20 protein-coding genes and 1 riboswitch are annotated in these 19142 nt (G+C 68.5%); of the genes, 11 read left to right on the top strand and 9 right to left on the bottom strand.

What is annotated here, in order from left to right:
- Positions 1–12: 12 nt before the first annotated feature.
- Positions 13–627: a TetR family transcriptional regulator gene (locus OG452_RS09260; protein WP_327295134.1), complete on the top strand. Its 615-nt coding sequence runs from the start codon at positions 13–15 to the stop codon at positions 625–627.
- Here the strand turns inward: OG452_RS09260 and OG452_RS09255 are convergent.
- Positions 600–1430 (bottom strand): SAM-dependent methyltransferase, encoded by an 831-nt coding sequence (locus OG452_RS09255; RefSeq protein WP_327295133.1) that lies wholly within the window; start codon positions 1428–1430, stop codon positions 600–602. The two genes, OG452_RS09260 and OG452_RS09255, sit on opposite strands and share 28 nt — an antisense overlap.
- Positions 1431–1772: 342 nt before the next feature.
- On the opposite strand from OG452_RS09255, the gene OG452_RS09250 reads away from it, so the two are divergent.
- Positions 1773–2381, top strand: coding sequence for a sigma-70 family RNA polymerase sigma factor (locus OG452_RS09250; protein WP_327295132.1), 609 nt, complete (start codon positions 1773–1775; stop codon positions 2379–2381).
- 3 nt (positions 2382–2384) lie between these two features.
- A complete protein-coding gene (locus tag OG452_RS09245) occupies positions 2385–2993 on the top strand; it encodes a hypothetical protein (RefSeq protein ID WP_327295131.1) in 609 nt (202 codons plus the stop codon).
- Positions 2994–3042: 49 nt separating this feature from the next.
- On the opposite strand, the gene OG452_RS09240 is transcribed toward OG452_RS09245, so the two are convergent.
- Entirely contained in the window at positions 3043–3774 is a 732-nt protein-coding gene (locus tag OG452_RS09240) for an alpha/beta hydrolase (protein WP_327295130.1), read from the bottom strand.
- 151 nt (positions 3775–3925) lie between these two features.
- On the opposite strand from OG452_RS09240, the gene OG452_RS09235 reads away from it, so the two are divergent.
- A complete protein-coding gene (locus tag OG452_RS09235; protein ID WP_327295129.1) occupies positions 3926–4555 on the top strand; it encodes a dihydrofolate reductase family protein in 630 nt (209 codons plus the stop codon).
- Positions 4556–4975: 420 nt separating this feature from the next.
- A complete protein-coding gene (locus tag OG452_RS09230) occupies positions 4976–5464 on the top strand; it encodes a GtrA family protein (protein ID WP_327295128.1) in 489 nt (162 codons plus the stop codon).
- Positions 5465–5749: 285 nt separating this feature from the next.
- Here the strand turns inward: OG452_RS09230 and OG452_RS09225 are convergent, their stop codons facing one another.
- Positions 5750–6652 (bottom strand): LysR family transcriptional regulator, encoded by a 903-nt coding sequence (locus OG452_RS09225; protein WP_327295127.1) that lies wholly within the window; start codon positions 6650–6652, stop codon positions 5750–5752.
- A 99-nt stretch (positions 6653–6751) separates the two neighbouring features.
- Here OG452_RS09225 and OG452_RS09220 point away from each other — a divergent pair, with 99 nt between their 5' ends.
- Complete coding sequence (locus OG452_RS09220; protein WP_327295126.1) at positions 6752–7498, top strand: SDR family oxidoreductase; 747 nt, start codon at positions 6752–6754, stop codon at positions 7496–7498.
- A gap of 183 nt (positions 7499–7681) precedes the next feature.
- Here OG452_RS09220 and OG452_RS09215 read toward each other — a convergent pair whose 3' ends face one another.
- The 6 genes from OG452_RS09215 to gcvT all read right to left on the bottom strand — a co-directional run bounded on the left by OG452_RS09215 (position 7682) and on the right by gcvT (position 12969).
- The gene (locus OG452_RS09215) at positions 7682–8074 is read right to left on the bottom strand and encodes a type II toxin-antitoxin system VapC family toxin (RefSeq protein ID WP_327295125.1); all 393 of its coding nucleotides are present in this window, start codon (positions 8072–8074) and stop codon (positions 7682–7684) included.
- A complete protein-coding gene (locus OG452_RS09210; RefSeq protein WP_327295124.1) occupies positions 8071–8343 on the bottom strand; it encodes a hypothetical protein in 273 nt (90 codons plus the stop codon). The genes OG452_RS09215 and OG452_RS09210 overlap by 4 nt, the downstream gene beginning before the upstream one ends.
- A 250-nt stretch (positions 8344–8593) precedes the next feature.
- Positions 8594–9961, bottom strand: coding sequence for an L-serine ammonia-lyase (locus tag OG452_RS09205; RefSeq protein WP_327295123.1), 1368 nt, complete (start codon positions 9959–9961; stop codon positions 8594–8596).
- Positions 9962–10133: 172 nt separating this feature from the next.
- On the bottom strand, positions 10134–11396 hold the full coding sequence (gene glyA / locus OG452_RS09200; protein ID WP_327295122.1) for a serine hydroxymethyltransferase: 1263 nt from the start codon (positions 11394–11396) through the stop codon (positions 10134–10136).
- Positions 11397–11405: 9 nt separating this feature from the next.
- Entirely contained in the window at positions 11406–11786 is a 381-nt protein-coding gene (gcvH, locus tag OG452_RS09195; RefSeq protein ID WP_327295121.1) for a glycine cleavage system protein GcvH, read from the bottom strand.
- A gap of 67 nt (positions 11787–11853) precedes the next feature.
- Positions 11854–12969, bottom strand: coding sequence for a glycine cleavage system aminomethyltransferase GcvT (gene gcvT / locus OG452_RS09190; RefSeq protein ID WP_327295120.1), 1116 nt, complete (start codon positions 12967–12969; stop codon positions 11854–11856).
- A 140-nt stretch (positions 12970–13109) separates the two neighbouring features.
- Positions 13110–13205, bottom strand: a riboswitch (glycine riboswitch).
- A gap of 143 nt (positions 13206–13348) precedes the next feature.
- Between gcvT and OG452_RS09185 the strand changes: the two genes are divergently transcribed.
- The 5 genes from OG452_RS09185 (at position 13349) to OG452_RS09165 (ending at position 19122) form a co-directional block, all read left to right on the top strand.
- Positions 13349–14050, top strand: a complete 702-nt coding sequence (locus OG452_RS09185) for an ABC transporter ATP-binding protein (protein WP_327295119.1) — start codon at positions 13349–13351, stop codon at positions 14048–14050.
- Positions 14051–14142: 92 nt separating this feature from the next.
- Positions 14143–14892: an enhanced serine sensitivity protein SseB gene (locus OG452_RS09180; protein WP_327295118.1), complete on the top strand. Its 750-nt coding sequence runs from the start codon at positions 14143–14145 to the stop codon at positions 14890–14892.
- 331 nt (positions 14893–15223) lie between these two features.
- Positions 15224–15994 carry an enhanced serine sensitivity protein SseB C-terminal domain-containing protein gene (locus tag OG452_RS09175; protein ID WP_327295117.1) on the top strand — a complete coding sequence of 257 codons (771 nt, stop codon included), beginning with the start codon at positions 15224–15226 and terminating at the stop codon, positions 15992–15994.
- A 337-nt stretch (positions 15995–16331) separates the two neighbouring features.
- Positions 16332–17330 carry an ABC transporter permease gene (locus OG452_RS09170; RefSeq protein WP_327295116.1) on the top strand — a complete coding sequence of 333 codons (999 nt, stop codon included), beginning with the start codon at positions 16332–16334 and terminating at the stop codon, positions 17328–17330.
- Positions 17331–17376: 46 nt separating this feature from the next.
- Positions 17377–19122 carry an ABC transporter substrate-binding protein gene (locus OG452_RS09165; RefSeq protein WP_327295115.1) on the top strand — a complete coding sequence of 582 codons (1746 nt, stop codon included), beginning with the start codon at positions 17377–17379 and terminating at the stop codon, positions 19120–19122.
- The last annotated feature ends 20 nt before the right edge of the window (positions 19123–19142 follow it).

The following is a 19142-nucleotide window of genomic DNA, read 5'->3' as shown; positions in this document are numbered from 1 at the left end:
TATGATCTCCCCATGACGACAAGCGCCCGCACCCAGGGGACCCGCGCCCGCCTGCTGGCGGCCGCGCGCACGGAGTTCGCCGAACACGGCATGGGCGGCGCCCGGGTCGACCGCATCGCCGTGCGGGCGGGGGCCAACAAGGAGCGGATCTACGGGTACTTCGGCAGCAAGGAGAAGCTGTTCACAGCGGTCGTCGCGGAGGCGCTGAACGAACACGCGGTCCGGGTCGGGCTGCCGGACGGCGACCCGGGCGAGTACGCGGGACGGATGTACGACTACCACCTGAGCAACCCCGAGCTGACCCGGATGCTGATGTGGGAGGCCCTGCACTACGGCGACCGGGCGGTGCCCGACACCGAGGTGCGCATCGCGCACTACGAGCGGAAAGCCGCCGCGCTGGCGGAGTCCACCGACGGGCGGCTCGCCGGGGACGCCGCCGCCACCTTCCTCGCCCTCATCGGGGTGGCGGTCTGGCCGCTCGCGTTCCCGCAGATGGCCCGGCTGGTCCTGGGTGCGGGGGAGGGGCCGCCGGATGCCGACGCGCTGCGGGCCCACGTGGTGGAGACGGCCCGCAAGCTGGCCCCGCCGCGCCCCGGGGATCAGGGCTTGCGGGCCACGGCCACGTAGCAGGCGGCGTCGGCATCGCTGACCTGGCCGGACTCCCGGTGGTCGTCGGGCCGCCACCGGTGGGACACCGTGACGCCCGGCTCGACGAGCTCCCAGCCGTCGAAGAAGCGGCTGAACTCCGCCCGGGTGCGGAACTGCAGCGGTGTGCCGGCCGCGGTGTAGATGTCGATCATGCGGTTCATGGTCTCCGCGTCGAAGTCCGGGGTGGCGTGTGACAGGGCGAGTGTGCTGCCCGGCGCGAGCGCGTCCTTGTACCGCTCGATGATCGAGTGGGCGTCGTCGGCGTCGGTGACGAAGTGCAGCAACGCGTTGAGGCTCAGCGCGACGGGCCGGCTCAGATCGAGGGTGTCGCACAGGGCGGACGCCTTCAGCAGGGTGTCGGGATCCGTCGCGTCGGCCTCGACGTACGCGGTCCGCCCCTGTGGCGTGCTGCGCAGCAGCGCCTGGGCGTGGGCGAGCACGATGGGGTCGTTGTCCGCGTACACCACACGCGCGGTCGGTACGGAGAGCTGGACGACTTCGTGGAGGTTGGGGGAGGTGGGGATGCCGGTGCCTATGTCGAGGAACTGGCGCAGCCCGTTCTCCGCGGCCCACCGGGTGGCGCGGTGCATGAACTCCCGGTTCGTCCGCGCGGCGATGCGCACACCGGGGAACGCGGTGAGCACCCTGCCGACCGCCTCCCGGTCGGCGGTGAAGTTGGTGGTACCCCCCAGGTAGTAGTCGTACATCCGGGCCGAGTGGGCCCGGTCCAGCTCCAGGTCGACCGAACTCGCACCGGGCGCCTGCCCGTTGTGGTCCGTCATGACTGCCTCCCCTTGTCGGTGCGCCGCTCGGGAGCACCATGCCCGCCGAGCGGCGCGGAAACTCCGGCCGGCTCCAGTCAACTCCGGCCAAGTCCGTCCAGTACTGGCCTACTTCGGTCCCATCCGGTCCAGGCCGGGAAACGGAACCACCACACTGTATTTTTCAGGTACACACATACGAGCCCAACGTAACGGAACGAACACCGATGGCAGCTTCTGTATGCGTCACGGCATGGATGTGCGGACCATGGTGTGTGCCGGCGTACGGGGGCGTATCCCTGATCACCGGACGCCGGTTCCAGCGGGGGAACCGGCGCGGGGCACAGCAGAGCAGGTACGTGAATGCGGCGGACGACCGCGGTAGATGACGGCAGCTTACGGGCGCTGACAGCCGGACTGTCGGCGCGCCGGCTGCACATGGTCTGCGAGGCGTTCTGCGCCGAGCACCACGAGGAGTGGCAGTCCTATGCCTTCCTGCAGGTCGGCGACAGCGCGACGGCTCACGGCCTGGTCGGTGAACTCAAGGGCAGACTGACACTGCACTGGGAACACGCGCTGCGCCGGGAGTCGGTCGAGGGGCACTCCTGGAAGATCTTCAAGGAGATCATCTTCGAGTGGCTTGACGAGCGCGGCCTGGAACCGGCACTGACCCGAATCGCGGCGCCCGCCAAGGTGTACCAGAACATTTTGGGCACCTGCGGGCCCCCGGCCCCCGGCGCGGGACGACCCGGCCCTGACCGTAGGCAGCCGGGGCTCTACGCCGCCATCGCGGCCCTCCCGGAGCGCCAGTACGACGTGCTGCTGCTCCGGTACGTACTGGAATACGATCAGGCCCGCACCGCGTTCATCATGGGCGTCCCGCAGGAGACAGTCCGCTCGCACATCCGGCACGCGAAGCGGCGACTGGCCCTCGACCTGGGCCTCAACTGGGCGCCCGGCCCGGGGGAGTAACGCATGTACGGGAAGCATGAGGACGTCCCGCCCGTCCCGTACGCCCCGCAGAACGCACCCCGCCTCCGGGCCACGGGTGACGCCGACCGCCCGCACACCCCGGCACGTCCCGGCGCCCCGGCCCCGGCGCCCTACCCGACGGCGTACGAACAGGCCGCACACGAACTGGGCCTGGCCTGCGCCCTGGTCCTGAACGCCCCGCAAGCGGCGGCCGGCCTCCTCCGCCTGATCGACGAGCAGCGCCCCGACCCGGAGGGCGCGCTGGTCCTCGCCGCGCTGCTGCACATCACCGGCAGACACGACGCGGCCCGCTCCTGGTGGCATTTCGCCGCGGGCGCGGGCAGCAGGACGGCCGCGTACGCACTCTTCCTCGACCACCGCAGGCGCGGTGAGTACCGGGACGCCAAGTACTGGCGCGCGCAGTCAGCGAAACTGGCCACGGCCCGCCCCGGCCCCCGCCCGGAACCCCCCGGACCCGCCGCACCCAGCCCGGACCTCCTCCCGGAAGAAGCCCGCCACAGCCTGCTGGCCCAGCTCCACCATGGCCTCCCGCCCCACCTGCCCCGGGCCCTGGCAGAGGTGGTCGACCGGGTGTACAGGCGGGAGGGGTGACGGGGCCGGGGAACGTGTGGCCCCGCGGTCGCCCGGGCCGCACGTTCATCTACGGTCGGCGGTCCCTCGTGAGACCACCGATCACGGACTTCCGGTCCTCCGGGTGTTCGGCGAGCCAGTGGTCGAGCAGATGCCCGGCGCCGTCGATGACCAGGGTGCTCGACCGGGGGTTGCTCCGCACGCTTCGCTCGATGAGACCGGCCATTCCCGGCGGCACTGCCTCGTCGTGCCCGGGGAGTATGAGCAGCGTCTGCCCGTGGAACGTAGCCATGACCTCGAGCGCTGGGCTGTCCGGCCATAGCTCCGGTCTGTTGAAGACCAGATCGGTGAACGTATCGTCCCCGAAACGGGTGTCCCGGATGGTGCTCCCGTACACACCGGGAGCAAAGAGAGCGATCCGCTGAACCCGGTCGCCGAACCGGCCGACCAGGTCAGTGGCGGTCTGGCCGCCCATGCTGAAGCCGATGAGTATCAAGGGCGAGCTTGCGGGAACGTGCGCATCAATGAGGGAGGCGGCCTGATCCTGCCTGCGGTTCAGAGTCATCCCGGACCAGGTGCCCGAACTCTGACCGCTTCCCATGAAGTCGAGTCCCAGGACGTGAAACCCGAGCGCGGCGAAGTCTTCGGCGAGCGCAAGACTCGGCTCCTTGCTGTCGCCTGGGCCCCCGCCATGCATGAGGACCACCCGCTCCCGCTCGGTGGCGCCCGCGTCCGGTGTCACCTCGAAGTAGCTGAGCTTCTCCCCGCCCCACGCGTGCACCGACCTGACGATCCTGGCCATGGCTGGCTCCTCCTCCACCGGGGACCTGCGCGGACCGGCATGGTGTCACGACTGGTCGTACAGCGGGCGATGAGTTCTCGCCGGCCCGGGAGTCAACCCTGGTGCAGCCGGTTTTCGCATCCGGTCACACGCACACGTGAAGGGCAGCACCATGAGCAAGCTGATCGTCACCGCGTTCGTCACTCTGGACGGCGTCATGCAGGCCCCGGGCGGCCCGGGCGAGGACGTCGACGACGGCTTCGAGCACGGCGGCTGGCAGGTTCCGTACGTCGACAACGACTTCATGGGCCTCATGAAGGGTGTTTTCGAGCGGACCGCCGACCACCTCCTGCTCGGCCGGAAGACCTACGACATTTTCGCCGCCTACTGGCCTCGTATCACCGACGAGAACAACCCGATCGCCGTGAGACTCAACGCCATGCCCAAGTACGTAGCCTCGCGCACCCGTTCCAGCCTGGACTGGCACAACTCCCATCTCCTGGAGGGCGAGGCGGCGGAGTCCGTCGCAGAGCTCAAGGAGCGGCTCGACGGTGTGATCATGACGCAGGGCAGCAGCGACCTCATCCGCACCCTGCAGCGCCATGACCTCGTCGACGAGTACCGGCTGCTCGTCAATCCCGTGATCATCGGCACCGGCAAGCGGCTCTTCGCCGAGGGCGCCGCCCCTGCCGCCTGGACGCTCACGGAATCCCGCGTTACCAGCGTGGGAGTGCAGTACTGCGTCTACGAACGGGCGGGAATGCCCGAGTACGGATCCTTCTTGCCTGACGACCAGGAGTGAGGGCGGGAAGCACGGGCCCCGAGGCTTTTCAGGGGCCCGGCGGCCGCCCTGATCCGCCCACTTCTTGATCGTCTTGACAGGCCGACCTCCGGTGGGAGTCTGGAGGGGATGGTGTCGCGCAGCCCCCACGGGGGAGCCTCCGCCACACCGAAGCCGCCGTCGGCCTTCAACGGCGCTTCCGTACGGCTCCCCGTACGGGCCCGCCCGACCAAGTGGTTCCGAGCAGCCACGCGTCTCAGCCAAGTGGTTCCGAGCAGCCACGCGTCTCAGCCAGGTGCCCGCGCGCCTGAGTGCCCGGTTGCTCCATCGAACCCACGCTCCACGCCCTCGTGCCCCCACGCCTCCGGTGTGGGAAGCCGGTGGCCGTTGGGGTGGAAGGACGATCGACTCCCGCCGGCCCTCCCCGAAGGAACTGTGCCGATGTCCGTAAGAGGTGAGCAAGCGGTACGAGCAGCGGCGCCGTCTCCGAAAGCGCCGCCTCCGAAGACGCGGGAGGTCGTGAAATTCGCAGCGGTCGGCGTGTCCGGCGTGGCGGTCAATCTTCTGGTGTTCAATCTCGTGCGCCACACGACCTCGATACCGGTGGTGAGCGCGAGTGTGATCGCCACCGTCGTTTCGATCATCTTCAATTACACCGGGCTCAGATATTTCGCCTACCGGGACCGGGACAAAAGCGGCTGCACCCGTGAGATGGGACTGTTTCTGCTGTTCAGCGCCATCGGCCTGGTGATCGAGAACGGTGTTCTCTATCTGGCGACCTACGGCTTCGGCTGGGACAGCCCGCTGCAGAGCAACGTATTCAAGTTCGTCGGCATCGGAATCGCCACCCTCTTCAGATTCTGGTCGTACCGAACCTGGGTGTTCCGGGTGATCCCCGCCTCCTCGAACGAGTCCCCCAGCACTCGATGATGTTCACCGCGAGGCCGCCCGGCCGTCTCCTTGTACTTGACCCATATGTCGGCTGCATCCGGGTGCCGTTCTGACCTGCGGTTCTGGGGCGACAAGCACGCTTTGCGTCGCTTCAGGGATTTTCCAGGGACTTCTGGCCTCGATCTTGCGTGACGGTCCGCCGACGGCGCGCGATGCTGCTGCTGGCTCCGCTGGCGGGAACGGGGGGCCGTTGATCGTCCAGCTGGTGCAGGCCGACGAGGGCAGCGCGGCGACAGCCCTATGACACCTCGCAGAGGCAGGGGGTCAGTGGACCGGCAGTTCGTTGTTCTCCCAGCGGGAGGCTGTGCCGAGCACTGTGCGTGCGACGTCTTCGAGTGATCCGAGCAGCGGGTTGGGGTCGTCAGCGCGCGTGACGAGCACGACTTCGCAGGGATCGATGTCGATGACAGGCACCAGGGCGATGTCCTCACGCATAGCGGCGCGTCGATCGCTGGCAGGGAAGATCGCGACACAGTGGCCGGTGGCGATGAGTTCCAGCTTGTCCTCATAGCTGTCGTCGATTGCGGGCGGGGGTGGTGCAGGTCGGTCGCCGACCGGCTTGGGCGTGCTCCAGACGACCGGAGTGCTGACGCAGGTCACCAGTTCCTGGTCCGACAGAGCCCGCAGGCTGACGGGTTTCTCGTTCGCCAGATCATGGCTCGCCGACGTGACGAGCACCCGCGGCTCCACATGGAGCTTGGTCACCCGGAGGCCGTCCGTGGGCAAGGGCAGGGGTTTGTATGCGATGACGGCGTCGACCCGACCCTCGGCGAGGGCGTGCGTGTCCCGCCAGTCCAAGTGCCGGGTGCGGACCTGGCTTTCGGGGTGCCGGCGGCGCAGTTCCTGCACGCAGGAGGTGATGACCAGTCCTTCGGCGCAGCCGACAGTGATGGTAGGGGGCTGGACGGCGGCTCTGGCCGTGTAAGCGGCTTGCTCGGCCTCGTGGAGCAGTATCCGGGCTCTGGGAAGAAAGGCCTGACCGGCGTCGGTGAGGCTGCTGCCCTGCGGCGAGCGGTCGAAAAGCCGGACACCGAGCTGGGCTTCCAGTCGCTGGATCTGGCGGCTCAGCGACGGCTGCGCCAGGTGCAGCTTGGTGGCGGCCCGACCGAAGTTGCCGTACTCCGCCACGACCGTGAAATAGCGCACGAGCCGCAGATCGATGTCCATTCGCTCAGGGTACGCCGTGCGCCGTCATACGCCTGGGGCATGGCGGCATACGGAACAGGTCTTGGACATGGTGCGCGGGTGGGTATTTGGCTTGAGGGCATGACCACTTATGACGGCAAGAAGATCGTGATCACGGGCGGAAGCAACGGTATCGGCCTGTCTACGGCCCAGTTGTTCGCGGACGGTGGGGCGCACGTACTGATCACAGGCCGTACCCGTTCCTCCCTGGACACCGCGTTGGAACAGTTGGGGAACAAGGCGATCGCCGTCCGAAGCGACGCCGCGTCCCTGAAGGACATCAAGGCGCTGGCCGACACGGTGCAGGAGCGGTTCGGCGCAGTGGACGCGCTGTTCGTCAACGCCGGCGTCACTGCGTCCGCGCCGTTCGACTCGACGACGGAGGAGATGTACGACGAGCTGTTCGGCGTCAACGCCAAGGGCCCGTACTTCACGGTGCAGGCGTTGGCGCCGCTGTTGCGCGAGGGAAGCGGCGTGGTGCTCACCACGTCGGTGGTGAACGTCCTGGGCCTCGACGCGCTCAGTGTCTACTCGGCGAGCAAGGCAGCCCTGCGGTCGATGACGCGCACCCTGGCCCGCGAGCTGCTGCCGCGCAAGGTGCGCGTCAATGCCGTGAGCCCCGGCCCGATCGACTCGGGCATCCTGGACCGCTCCTCGCTGCCCGCCGATGTCGTCGAGGCGACGAAGGACACCTACCGGAGCACCATTCCGATGCAGCGGCTGGGGTCGTCCGAGGAAGTGGCTGCCGCGGTGGCGTACTTGGCGTTCGGTGCGACCTTCTCGACGGGAACGGAGTTCCCTGTCGACGGAGGGGCTTCGCAACTCTAGCCTCGATCTTGCGTGACGGGGTGGGCTGCTCGCCAGGCGACCACGATGTTCACCAGCAAGCTTGCGGCAGCAAGGCCATTGCTGACGAACATGTTGATGAGGAGCTGCGTACCGGCTGGGCACTGGCCTTCGACGCGGCGCTCTGATCCGCGCAAGGGGTGGGTCGAGGCCGCGGCCTCACGGTCAGACCTTGATGATGCGGACGCGGGGGCCGCAGAGCAGCAGGAGGTCTTCGGGATCCGATGTCAGGACGGTCGCTGGGGCTGGTGAGGTGAGCGCGGTGGCGGCCACGATGGCGTCGAGGGCGTACTTGTGGCCGTGTAGTCCGGCCGTGGCCAGGAGCTTGCTTGCATGGCGGGCGATGGCTTCGTTGGGCGGGATGATGTTCACTCGGGAGACGGCGTAGTCGAAGCGGGCCTGGTTGATTTTGGGGTCGCGTGCTTCGACGAGGGTGACGGAGCTGGTGACGACGCGGATGTCTTCGGCTTCGGCTGCCGTCAGCCACTCGGTGATCTCAGGTGTGCGTCGTACCAGTTTGGACAGACCTTCGCAGTCCAGGACGAGCGTGCCGCTCACGCGGCGTCCGCCGAGCCGGCCGTCTCGTCGCGGAGGATCGCACGTTTGGCATCGACGGCCGACTGGTCGACTCGACCATGCTCGGCTTCCGCATCCTCGATGAGTTCGCGCAGCCGGTCCCGTTCCAGTTGGCGCTGGACTAGCGACTCGACGTAGGCGGACATGCCTCTTTTGCCCGTACGTGCTTTGAGGGCGGCGATGGTGCCTTCGTGGAGTGAGACCGATACAGGCCGGACGGGTCCTTCACCGGGCGCCGGGGAGATAGCCATGGAGCAGAGTTTAACAAGACTCTTGTTATTGGATGGGGGTGATGGGTTCGATCTGCCGTGTCCGAGTCATCCATCACCGCGCGGACGCCGCGAACTCCTAGCTCGGACGCCCATCAGCGGGGAACCCGTCAGGGACTTCTCAGGGCCTTCGCGTCTGTCCGAGGGAGATCTCAGGGACTTTCCATTGTGTGAGCAGGGAAGGCACTGACAGCACCGAAAGATATGAATGCGCTGGTCAGGACCCATCTGTCTAGCACTCGATGATGTTCACCGCGAGCCCGCCCCGCGCCGTCTCCTTGTACTTGACCGACATGTCGGCGCCGGTCTCCTTCATCGTCTTGATGACCTTGTCCAGGGACACCTTGTGGCTGCCGTCGCCGCGCATCGCCATCTTGGCCGCCGTGACCGCCTTGACCGCTGCCATGCCGTTCCGCTCGATGCAGGGGATCTGGACCAGGCCGCCGACCGGGTCGCAGGTCAGGCCCAGGTTGTGCTCCATGCCGATCTCCGCTGCGTTCTCCACCTGCTCGGGGGAGCCGCCCAGGACCTCGGCCAGGGCGCCCGCCGCCATGGAGCAGGCGGAGCCGACCTCGCCCTGGCAGCCGACCTCGGCGCCGGAGATCGAGGCGTTCTCCTTGAAGAGCATGCCGATGGCGCCCGCGGAGAGCAGGAAACGGACGATGCCTTCCTCGTCAGCCCCCGGGACGAAGTTGATGTAGTAGTGCAGGACGGCGGGGATGATGCCGGCCGCGCCGTTCGTGGGGGCGGTGACGACTCGGCCGCCGGCCGCGTTCTCCTCGTTCACGGCCATCGCGTAGAGCGTGATCCACTCCATGGCGCGGGCGAGGGGGTCACCCTCGGCGCGCAGCTGGCGGGCCGAGTTGGCCGCGCGGCGGCGGACCTTGAGGCCGCCGGGGAGGATGCCCTCGCGGGACATGCCGCGGGCGACGCAGGACTGCATGACGCCCCAGATGTCCAGCAGCCCCGAGCGGATCTCCGCCTCGGTGCGCCACGCCTTCTCGTTCTCCAGCATCAGCGCCGAGATGGAGAGACCCGTCTCCCGGGTCAGCCGCAGCAATTCGTCGCCCGTGCGGAAGGGGTGCTTCAGGACGGTGTCGTCGAGGACGATGCGGTCCTCGCCCACTGCGTCCTCGTCCACCACGAAGCCGCCACCCACCGAGTAGTACGTCTTCTCGAGGAGTGGGGCGCCCTCGGTGTCGTAGGCGGAGACCGTCATCCCGTTCGCGTGGTACGGCAGTGCCTTGCGACGGTGCAGGACCAGGTCCGTGTCGTAGTCGAAGGCGATCTCGTGCGCACCGAGGACGCTGAGGCGGCCACTGGTGCGGATCTGCTCGATGCGCTCGTCGGCGTGCTCGACGTCGACCGTACGGGGGGACTCGCCCTCCAGTCCGAGGAGCACCGCCTTCGGGGTGCCGTGTCCGTGACCCGTCGCGCCCAGCGAGCCGAAGAGCTCGGCGCGGACCGATCCGGTGTGGGCCAGCAGGCCCTCGTTCTTCAGGCGGGCGGCGAACATCCGGGCGGCCCGCATGGGGCCCACCGTGTGGGAGCTGGAGGGGCCGATGCCGACCGAGAAGAGGTCGAAGACCGATATGGCCACGGGGGAACTCCTTGGTGTGGGTAGACGCCGTTGTCTGCCGGGGTGGTGCAGAGGAAGCGCGGTACAGCGGTGAGCGGGGTGCCTACGTGGTGCGGGGCACCCTGCTCACTTGTCCAGTGTGCGGGGTGCCCCGTGGTTCGTACAAAACCGTACTGATCCGGACCGACCGGTCCTACTTCAGCCCGGGGTACAGCGGGAACTTCTCGGCCAGCGCGGTGACCCGGGCGGCCAGCGCCTCCCGGTCGTAGGCAGGCTTCAGCGCGGCCGCGATGATGTCCGCGACCTCGGAGAAGTCCTCGGCCTGGAAACCGCGGGTGGCCAGGGCAGGCGTACCGATCCGCAGCCCCGATGTGACCATCGGCGGGCGCGGGTCGTTCGGGACGGCGTTGCGGTTGACCGTGATGCCGATCTCATGGAGACGGTCCTCGGCCTGCTGGCCGTCCAGCTCCGAGTTGCGCAGGTCCACCAGGACCAGGTGCACATCGGTGCCGCCGGAGAGGACCGAGACACCGTGCTCGGTGACATCGGCCTGCACCAGACGCTCGGCCAGGATGCGGGAGCCGTCCAGGGTGCGCTGCTGGCGCTCCTTGAAATCGTCCGTCGCCGCGACCTTGAAGGAGACCGCCTTGGCCGCGATCACATGCTCCAGCGGACCACCCTGCTGACCGGGGAAGACCGCGGAGTTGATCTTCTTGGCGAGCTCGGCGGTGGAGAGGATCACGCCACCGCGCGGGCCGCCCAGCGTCTTGTGCGTGGTCGTGGTGACGACGTGCGCGTGCGGGACGGGGGACGGGTGCAGGCCCGCGGCCACCAGGCCCGCGAAGTGCGCCATGTCGACCATCAGGTACGCGCCGACCTCGTCCGCGATCTTGCGGAACGCGGCGAAGTCCAGCTGGCGCGGGTAGGCGGACCAGCCGGCCACGATCAGCTTCGGCTGGGACTCCTTGGCCAGGCGCGCGACCTCGGCCATGTCGACCTGGCCGGTCTGCTCGTCGACGTGGTACGCGACCACGTTGTAGAGCTTGCCGGAGAAGTTGATCTTCATACCGTGGGTCAGGTGCCCGCCGTGGGCGAGGTTCAGACCCATGATCGTGTCACCGGGCTTGAGCAGCGCGAACATCGCGGCAGCGTTCGCCTGGGCGCCCGAGTGCGGCTGGACGTTGGCGTGCTCGGCACCGAAGAGGGCCTTGACACGGTCGATCGCGATCGTCTCGATCACGTCGACGTGTTCACAGCCGCCGTAGTAACGGCGGCCCGGGTAGCCCTCGGCGTACTTGTTGGTGAGGACCGAGCCCTGGGCCTCCATGACCGCGACCGGAGCGAAGTTCTCCGAGGCGATCATTTCGAGGGTGGACTGCTGGCGGACCAGCTCGGCGTCGACAGCGGCGGCGACGTCCGGGTCGAGCTCATGGAGGGAGGAATCAAGAAGTGACATCAATAGTCCCTAGTTGCCGGCGGAGAGAGCGGCGTACTCGTCGGCGGAGAGCAGGTCGTCCGGCTCGCCGGTGACGCGCACCTTGAACAGCCAACCGCCCTCGTACGGGGCGGTGTTCACCAGCGAGGGGTCGTCGATGACGTCCTGGTTGATCTCGGTGATCTCACCGGAGACCGGGGCGTACAGATCGCTGACCGACTTGGTCGACTCCAGCTCGCCGCAGGTCTCGCCCGCGGTGACGGTGGACCCGGCCTCAGGGAGCTGGGCGTAGACGACGTCACCGAGCGCGTTGGCCGCGAACTCCGTGATGCCGACCGTCGAGACGCCGTCCTCGGCGACCGACAGCCACTCGTGCTCCTTGCTGTAACGCAGCTGCTGGGGGTTGCTCATGACCTGATTCTCCTGGATGCGGGGGAGTGCTGATGAACGGTGGTCTTACGGGCTGAGATGGTGTGGGTCACTTCTGGCGCTTGTAGAAGGGGAGGGCCACGACCTCGTACGGCTCATGCGTACCGCGGATGTCCACGCCCACACCGGAGGTGCCGGGCTCCGCGTGGGCCGCGTCGACGTACGCCATGGCGATCGGCCTGCCCAGCGTCGGCGAAGGGGCGCCCGACGTGACCTCGCCGACGACCTGGCCGTCCGCGACGACCTGGTAGCCCGCGCGGGGGACCCGGCGGCCCTCGGCGATCAGACCGACCAGCTTGCGCGGCGGGGCCGCTGCGGCGCGCTCGGCGGCAGCCTCCAGGGCAGCGCGCCCGACGAAGTCGCCCTCCTTCTCGAACTTGACGACCCGGCCGAGACCGGCGTCGAAGGGGGTCAGCGCGGTGGTCAGCTCATGGCCGTAGAGGGGCATACCCGCCTCCAGACGCAGGGTGTCGCGGCAGGAGAGGCCGCAGGGCACCAGACCGGCCGGCGCGCCCGCCTCGGTCAGTGCCTGCCAGAGCTTCTCGGCGTCGGACGGGGCGACGAACAGCTCGAATCCGTCCTCGCCCGTGTAGCCGGTCCTTGCGATGAGCGCCTGGACGCCGGCGACGGTGCCGGGCAGGCCCGCGTAGTACTTCAGCCCGTCCAGGTCGGCGTCCGTGAGCGCTTTCAGGATGCCGGAGGATTCCGGGCCCTGTACGGCCAGCAGGGCGTACGCGTGGCGGTCGTCCCGTACGACGGCGTCGAAGCCGCCCGCGCGGGCGGTCAGCGCGTCCAGGACCACCTGCGCGTTGCCCGCGTTGGCGACGACCATGTACTCCTGCTCGCCGAGCCGGTACACGATCAGATCGTCCAGGATCCCGCCGTCCTCCTGGCAGATCATGGTGTAGCGGGCGCGGCCGTTGCCGACGGTGCTGATGTTGCCGACCAGCGCGTGGTCGAGCAGCCGCACGGCCTGCGGGCCGCTGACGGTGATCTCGCCCATGTGGGAGAGGTCGAAGAGACCGGCGTGCGTCCGTACGGCGATGTGCTCGTCGCGCTCACTGCCGTAGCGCAGCGGCATGTCCCAGCCCGCGAAGTCGGTCATGGTCGCGCCCAGCGAACGGTGCAGGGCGTCGAGTGCTGTGAGACGGGGCGTGGGGCTCATATGCGGTACTCCCGGGGCATGACAGACGAGGACGATCCTCCCCATCTGTCATCGGAACCTGAGAGGTTCGCCGGCGCCTGTTGAGAGGGACGGCTTGCACCTTGGGTGGGGCCGCAGGGCGGCCCGCTTTTCAGATCTGCCTCGTCCGCGCGGTACGGGGCCTGAGAGATTACAAGGGAGGGACTTGCTCCTTCGGCGCCCCGGCCGGTGGCCGGGAACTCTCCCGCGCGGATTCGAACGGCCTGTATGGAGTTGGCGCGCACATCATCGCATGCCGCGCGGGCGGCGCCTCACCTGTGTCGCATTACTCTTTCTTTACACTCCGTCAGCGGGGGTATGCAGGGGATACGCAGGCATACGGGCGCAGGGGGGAGTGGCCATGGTGGGGCAGGGGTGGCGCACGGATGTGGCGCCGACTGAGACATCCCGGGGGCCGGGGGCGGTGCCGGCGCAGTCCGGGCGGGCGGTTCGGCCCGGACGGGAGGCGGCCGGCGGCGAGCCGCCCGCGGTGAGGGACCTGCGTCGGCGGGCCGGCCGCAGCCCGCACCGTCTGGTGTTCGCCGCCGGGGACGTGGTGGTCCTGTCCGGTCTGCCGGGCAGCGGGAAGTCCACGCTCTTACGAAGGGCCGCGGGGGCGCGCGGGATCGACTCGCAGGACGCCCGGGACCGCTGGGAGCGCCGGATGCCCGGCTGTCTTCCGTACTGGAGCTACCGGCCGCTGGTGCGGGCCGCCCACTACGGCAGGCTGTGGCGCGCCCTGCGCTCGGGCGCCGGTGTCGTCGTGCACGACTGCGGCACGCACTCCTGGGTGCGCGCTCTGCTGGCCCGGGCGGCGCGGCGGCGCCGGAGCGCCCTGCATCTGCTGCTGCTCGACGTGGCACCCGGGGCGGCGCTGGCCGGTCAGGCGGAGCGCGGCCGGAAGGTCTCCGTGTACGCCTTCGCCCGGCACCGCAGGGCGGTCGCCGGGCTGATCCGCAACGCCGAGCGGGCGCGGCTGCCCGCGGGGTGCGGTTCGGTCGTGCTGCTCGACCGGGAAGCGGCGGCCGTACTGCGCCGGATCGGGTTCGGGGCAGCGGTGTGACGGTCCCGCTCCTTATGGTTGGGGGAGACCGAACGAGCGGCTCCAAGGCCGGTCGGCAGGTGAACAGGTGAGAAGGGGATACCTCGGTGGACATGGCATGGCCGGGAAACGAGCTCGAAGAGGTCCTGACCACATCGGTCGGGAACCCCGCCGCGGGCGGCCGGCTGATCGAGGTGCTGGGGCGCAGCAACCTCTGGGTACCGCTGCCCAACGGCGGTGGACAGGACAGCAGTTCGCTCGACCTGCCCACCGTGGACATCGAGGGCGGGGCCTATGTCCCCGTCTTCAGCTCCGAGGCTCAGTTCCTCCAGTGCGTCGGCTCGCACTACTCCTTCGCGGTGGCGCCGGCGGTCGAGTTCGCCCGCGGGCTGCCGCCGCAGCTGGGCGTCGCGGTGAACCCGGGCGGTGCGATCGGTATGCCGCTGCCGCCGCCCGCCGTGGCCGAACTGTGCCGCACCGGCCGTACCTCCCTCGACGGGCCCGCGACCGGCGGCCGGGTGCGGCTCTTCGAGCCGGACTGGCAGGAGGAGCCGGTCGATTTCCTCTCCGCCGCCGCCGGTGAGTTCGAGGAGTCGGGCGTGGTCCTTTCGGCGCGACGGGCCCTCGCCTCCATCGAGGGCGGCGACCCGGTCCTCTTCGTCGGGGTCGAGTTCGCGACGTGGGACGGCGCGGGACGCAACGCCCCGATGGACGCGCTCGGCCGGGCACTGCACCGGGTCGAGGTGCCCTGGCCGGTCAATCTCGTCCTGCTGGACGTGGCGCAGGACCCGGTCGCCGACTGGATGCTGGACAAGGTCAGGCCGTTCTACGTCAGGGCCGACGCCATCGGGCCGGTGCTGTAGGGGCCGGTGCCGCAGGGCCGGGACCTGCGGCGCCGGGACCGAGGCGGCCGGTGCCGCGCAGGCACCGGAAACCCGCCGCGGCCTAAGCTGGTCTGATGTGCGGGATGTGTGGGAGGGCCGGCGCGCGAGTTGGCCGGAATCGCATGGAACCGGAATCACACGGAACCGAGGCGCACCGAACCGGATCGAACTGATCGTACGGAACGGATCGTGCGGGCGGGGTCGTGTGAGCTGCGTCCCGGCGCGTGGAACGGCGACGGGCGATCAGAAGCGCGTGGATCAGAAGCGCGTGGGTCAACAACGGGTGGATCAAAGAGGGGCGGGACCCAGAGTGAGTGCGTCGGGCACGGCGGCCGGGCAGGTCGAGCAGATGCTGCTCCAGGTGACCCCCGGGCGGTACGACGCCTATGAGGCACTGCTGCAGGCGCTCGCCGACAGCCAGGTCTGGATGCTGCTCTGGCACGGCCAGGCCGGGTCGCCGGACGCCCAGTACGGGAACATGGAGATCGAAGGTCTCGGTTACGCCCCGTGTGTGACCTCGGCGCAGGAGCTGGCGGTCTCCGGCTGGAACCGTTCGCACGAGGTGGTCACAGGACGTGACGTCGCCCGCTCCCTCTACCCCGACCACTGGGGAATCTGGCTCAATCCACATGCCCCCGGCGGCGGCGTCGGCATCCCCTGGACCGATCTGCGGCGGATCGCCACCGGGCTGGACCGGATGCCGGCCGGGCCGCTGCGGCTGTCCGAGCCGGCCATCGAGATCCCGCAGTTCTACGCGCTGCTCACCCAGAGCGCCCATCACACCCCGGCGATCCGCGCGTTGAGCCGGGTCTGGGTGCAGCCCGCGCTCGGCACCCCGTATCTGGCCATCGGGCTCGATCTGTACGACACGAGCCAGCAGTCCGTGGATTCGGTGCGGGCGATGATGCAGCAGTCGATCGCCGCTGTGCCCGAGGGGCTGCCCGTCTCGACGGTGGCGCTGTCCGACCCGTACGACCCGGTCGGGATGTGGCTGCGGGCCAACTCCCGCCCCTTTTACGACCGCGAGGCCCACGCGGCGCCCTCTCCCGCGGCAGGATACGGCTACCCGCCGGTAGGCTGAGTGCACCAATTAGGCCGTCAATGGCGGCCGTTGGGCGTGATGTCCGAACTGGCGCTTTGGTGAGGAAGATTTCCGCTCAGCCGGTCCCGGCGTCCGGATAACGGAAGTTCATTAGCCGCATCACGGTTGCGCATACTTTCACCTTCAGGTCTGGCGGGTGATCGCAACCGCAATGAAGACTCCCTGCATTGAGCATCGTCGTGCCCTTGTGCGGCGAGTCATGAACACATTCCGTCACTTCAGCACAGTGGCATCACCCGATGCGCTTGATGCACAGCAGCCGCCACCGCGGCAGGTACGGGCCGGCCACCGCCGGCCGGGAGGGGTCAAAGGCACTGTGACCGCACCGATCGAGACCACCGGATCGACTGCCGAAGCGCAGCCGGAGGCAGTACTCACGGGGGCCACGCAGAGCCAGATCGAGGGCCGTTCACTCGGCCGGATCGCCTGGACGCGTTTCAAGCGGGACAAGGTCGCCGTGGCGGGCGGGGTCGTCGTGATCCTGCTGGTGCTGGTCGCCGTCCTGTCCAAGCCGATCCAGGCGATGTTCGGGCTCGACCCCAACGCCTTCCACCAGAACCTGGTCGATCCCGCTCTGCTGGCGCCCAAGGGCAGCTTCGGCGGCATGAGTTGGAGCCACCCGCTGGGTGTGGAGCCGCAGACCGGCCGGGACATCCTGGCACGCGTCGTCGAGGGCTCCTGGGTCTCGCTGGTGGTCGCCGCCGGGTCGACACTGCTCTCGGTCGTCATCGGCGTCGTGATGGGCGTGGTGGCGGGCTTCTACGGCGGCTGGGTGGACAGCGGCATCAGCCGCCTGATGGACACCTTCCTGGCGTTCCCGCTGCTGCTCTTCGCGATCTCCATTTCCGCCGCACTGCAGGGCAACGCCTTCGGCATGAGCGGTCTGACGCTCCGTATCTGCGTGCTGATCTTCGTGATCGGCTTCTTCAACTGGCCCTACATGGGCCGTATCGTCCGTGCGCAGACGCTCAGTCTGCGTGAACGGGAGTTCGTCGAGGCCGCCCGCTCCCTGGGTGCCCGCGGGCCTTTCATCCTCTTCCGCGAGTTGCTCCCGAACCTGATCGCGCCGATCCTCGTGTACGCGACGCTGCTGATCCCCACCAACATCCTCTTCGAGGCGTCCCTGAGCTTCCTCGGCGTGGGTATCCAGCCGCCGCAGGCCTCGTGGGGCGGCATGTTGTCCAGCGCGGTCGACCTCTACCAGGTCGACCCGATGTTCATGGTCATTCCCGGCCTGGCGATCTTCATCACCGTGCTGGCCTTCAATCTGCTGGGGGACGGGCTGCGCGACGCACTCGACCCCCGTGGCAAGTAATCGCGGCCATGCCGCACACCGGACAACCGAGGGGGCTTTCCTCAGCATGAAGAGCAGGAAGACGGCAGCGGCGATAGCCGCGACGGTAGCGCTGGGGCTCGCTGCCACCGCTTGCGGGAGCAGCGCCAGTGGCGGCGGGGGCAGCCACGGCAAGGTCGACGCGGGTCTGACGAGCATCGTCAACAAGACCGACAAGAAGGGGGGGACGGTCACCTACGAGCACGCCAGTGGCGCGGACTCCCTGGACCCCGGCAACACGTACTACGGCTGGGTGCAGAACTTCTCCCGGCTCTACGCGCGTGCGCTGGTGACCTTCAACCCGGCTCCGGGCAAGGACGGGCTCAAGATCGTGCCCGACCTGGCGACGAGCCTCGGCAAGGCCAGCCCGGATGCCAAGACCTGGACGTACCACATCCGCAAGGGCGTGAAGTTCCAGGACGGTTCGGTCATCACCTCGAAGGACGTCAAGTACGCCATCGAGCGGAGCTTCGCCCGTGAGGCACTCTCCAACGGGCCCACGTACTTCAGCACGTACCTCAAGGACGGCGACAAGTACAAGGGCCCCTACAAGGACAAGTCGCCCGGCGGTCTCAAGTCCATCGAGACGCCGGACGACTCCACGATCGTCTTCCACCTGAGCAAGCCGTTCGCGGACATGGACTATCTGGCCACGTTCTCGCAGACGGCTCCGGTGCCGCAGAAGGCGGACAAGGGCGCTGCGTACGTCCAGCACATCGTGTCCTCGGGCCCGTACAAGTTCGCTTCGTACAGCGAGAGCCGGGGCGCGACGCTGGTCCGCAACCCGCAGTGGGACCCGAAGACGGACCCGATCCGCAAGGCGCTGCCGAACAAGATCAACCTGAACTTCAACGTCACGCCGACGACCGTCGACGAGCACCTGCTCAACGACACCAGCACCGCGGACATCGCCGGTACTGGTCTGCAGTCCAAGACCCAGCCGAAGGTCATCACCAAGGCCACCGAGAAGGCGAAGACGGACGACCCGTACGCCGGCGCGCTGCAGTACCTCGCGCTGAACGTGCACGTGAAGCCGTTCGACAACGTCGAGTGCCGCAAGGCCGTGCAGTACGTCGCGGACAAGGCCGACATGGTCGACGCGATCGGCGGCGAGGTCCGGGGCGACCCGGCGACGACCGTCATCCCGCCGGGCGTCTCGGGCTACAAGAAGTTCGACCTGTACCCGACCCCGGGCAACAAGGGCGACATCGCCAAGGCCAAGCAGCACCTGGCCAAGTGCGGTAAGCCGAACGGCTTCAAGACGACGCTGACCGCCCGCACCGACCGTCCCGACGAGGTCACCAGCGCCACCCAGCTCCAGCAGAGCCTGAAGAAGATCGGCATCACCGCCGACATCAAGACGTTCCCGTCGGACAAGTACTTCACCGACTTCGCGGGTGTCCCGGACTGGGTCCACAAGAACAACGCCGGAATGATGATGATGGCGTGGGGCGCCGACTGGCCGGCCGGCTTCGGCTACATCGACCAGATCGTCGACGGAAAGGCCATCAAGCCGTCCGGTGGCACCAACCTGATGGAGCTCGACGACCCGAAGATCAACGCGGAGATCGTCAAGGGCATCGGGACGCTGGACAACGCGAAGCGCAACGCCACCTGGGGCAAGGTCGACCAGATGGTGATGGAGAACGCGTCGCTCGTCCCGCTCTTCTACCGCAAGAACCTGCTCTACCGCCCGGACTCGGCGGCGAACGTAACGGTCAGTCAGGCGTACCTGGGCATGTACGACTACGTGCTGATGACCTCGACCAAGTAACACACCTGTTCATCGACAGC

The sequence above is a fragment of the Streptomyces sp. NBC_01197 genome (assembly GCF_036010505.1).
Taxonomy (GTDB): Bacteria; Actinomycetota; Actinomycetes; order Streptomycetales; family Streptomycetaceae; genus Streptomyces.
Note: the sequence above shows the minus strand (reverse complement) of the source record. Positions and strands in the feature narration are given on the sequence as shown.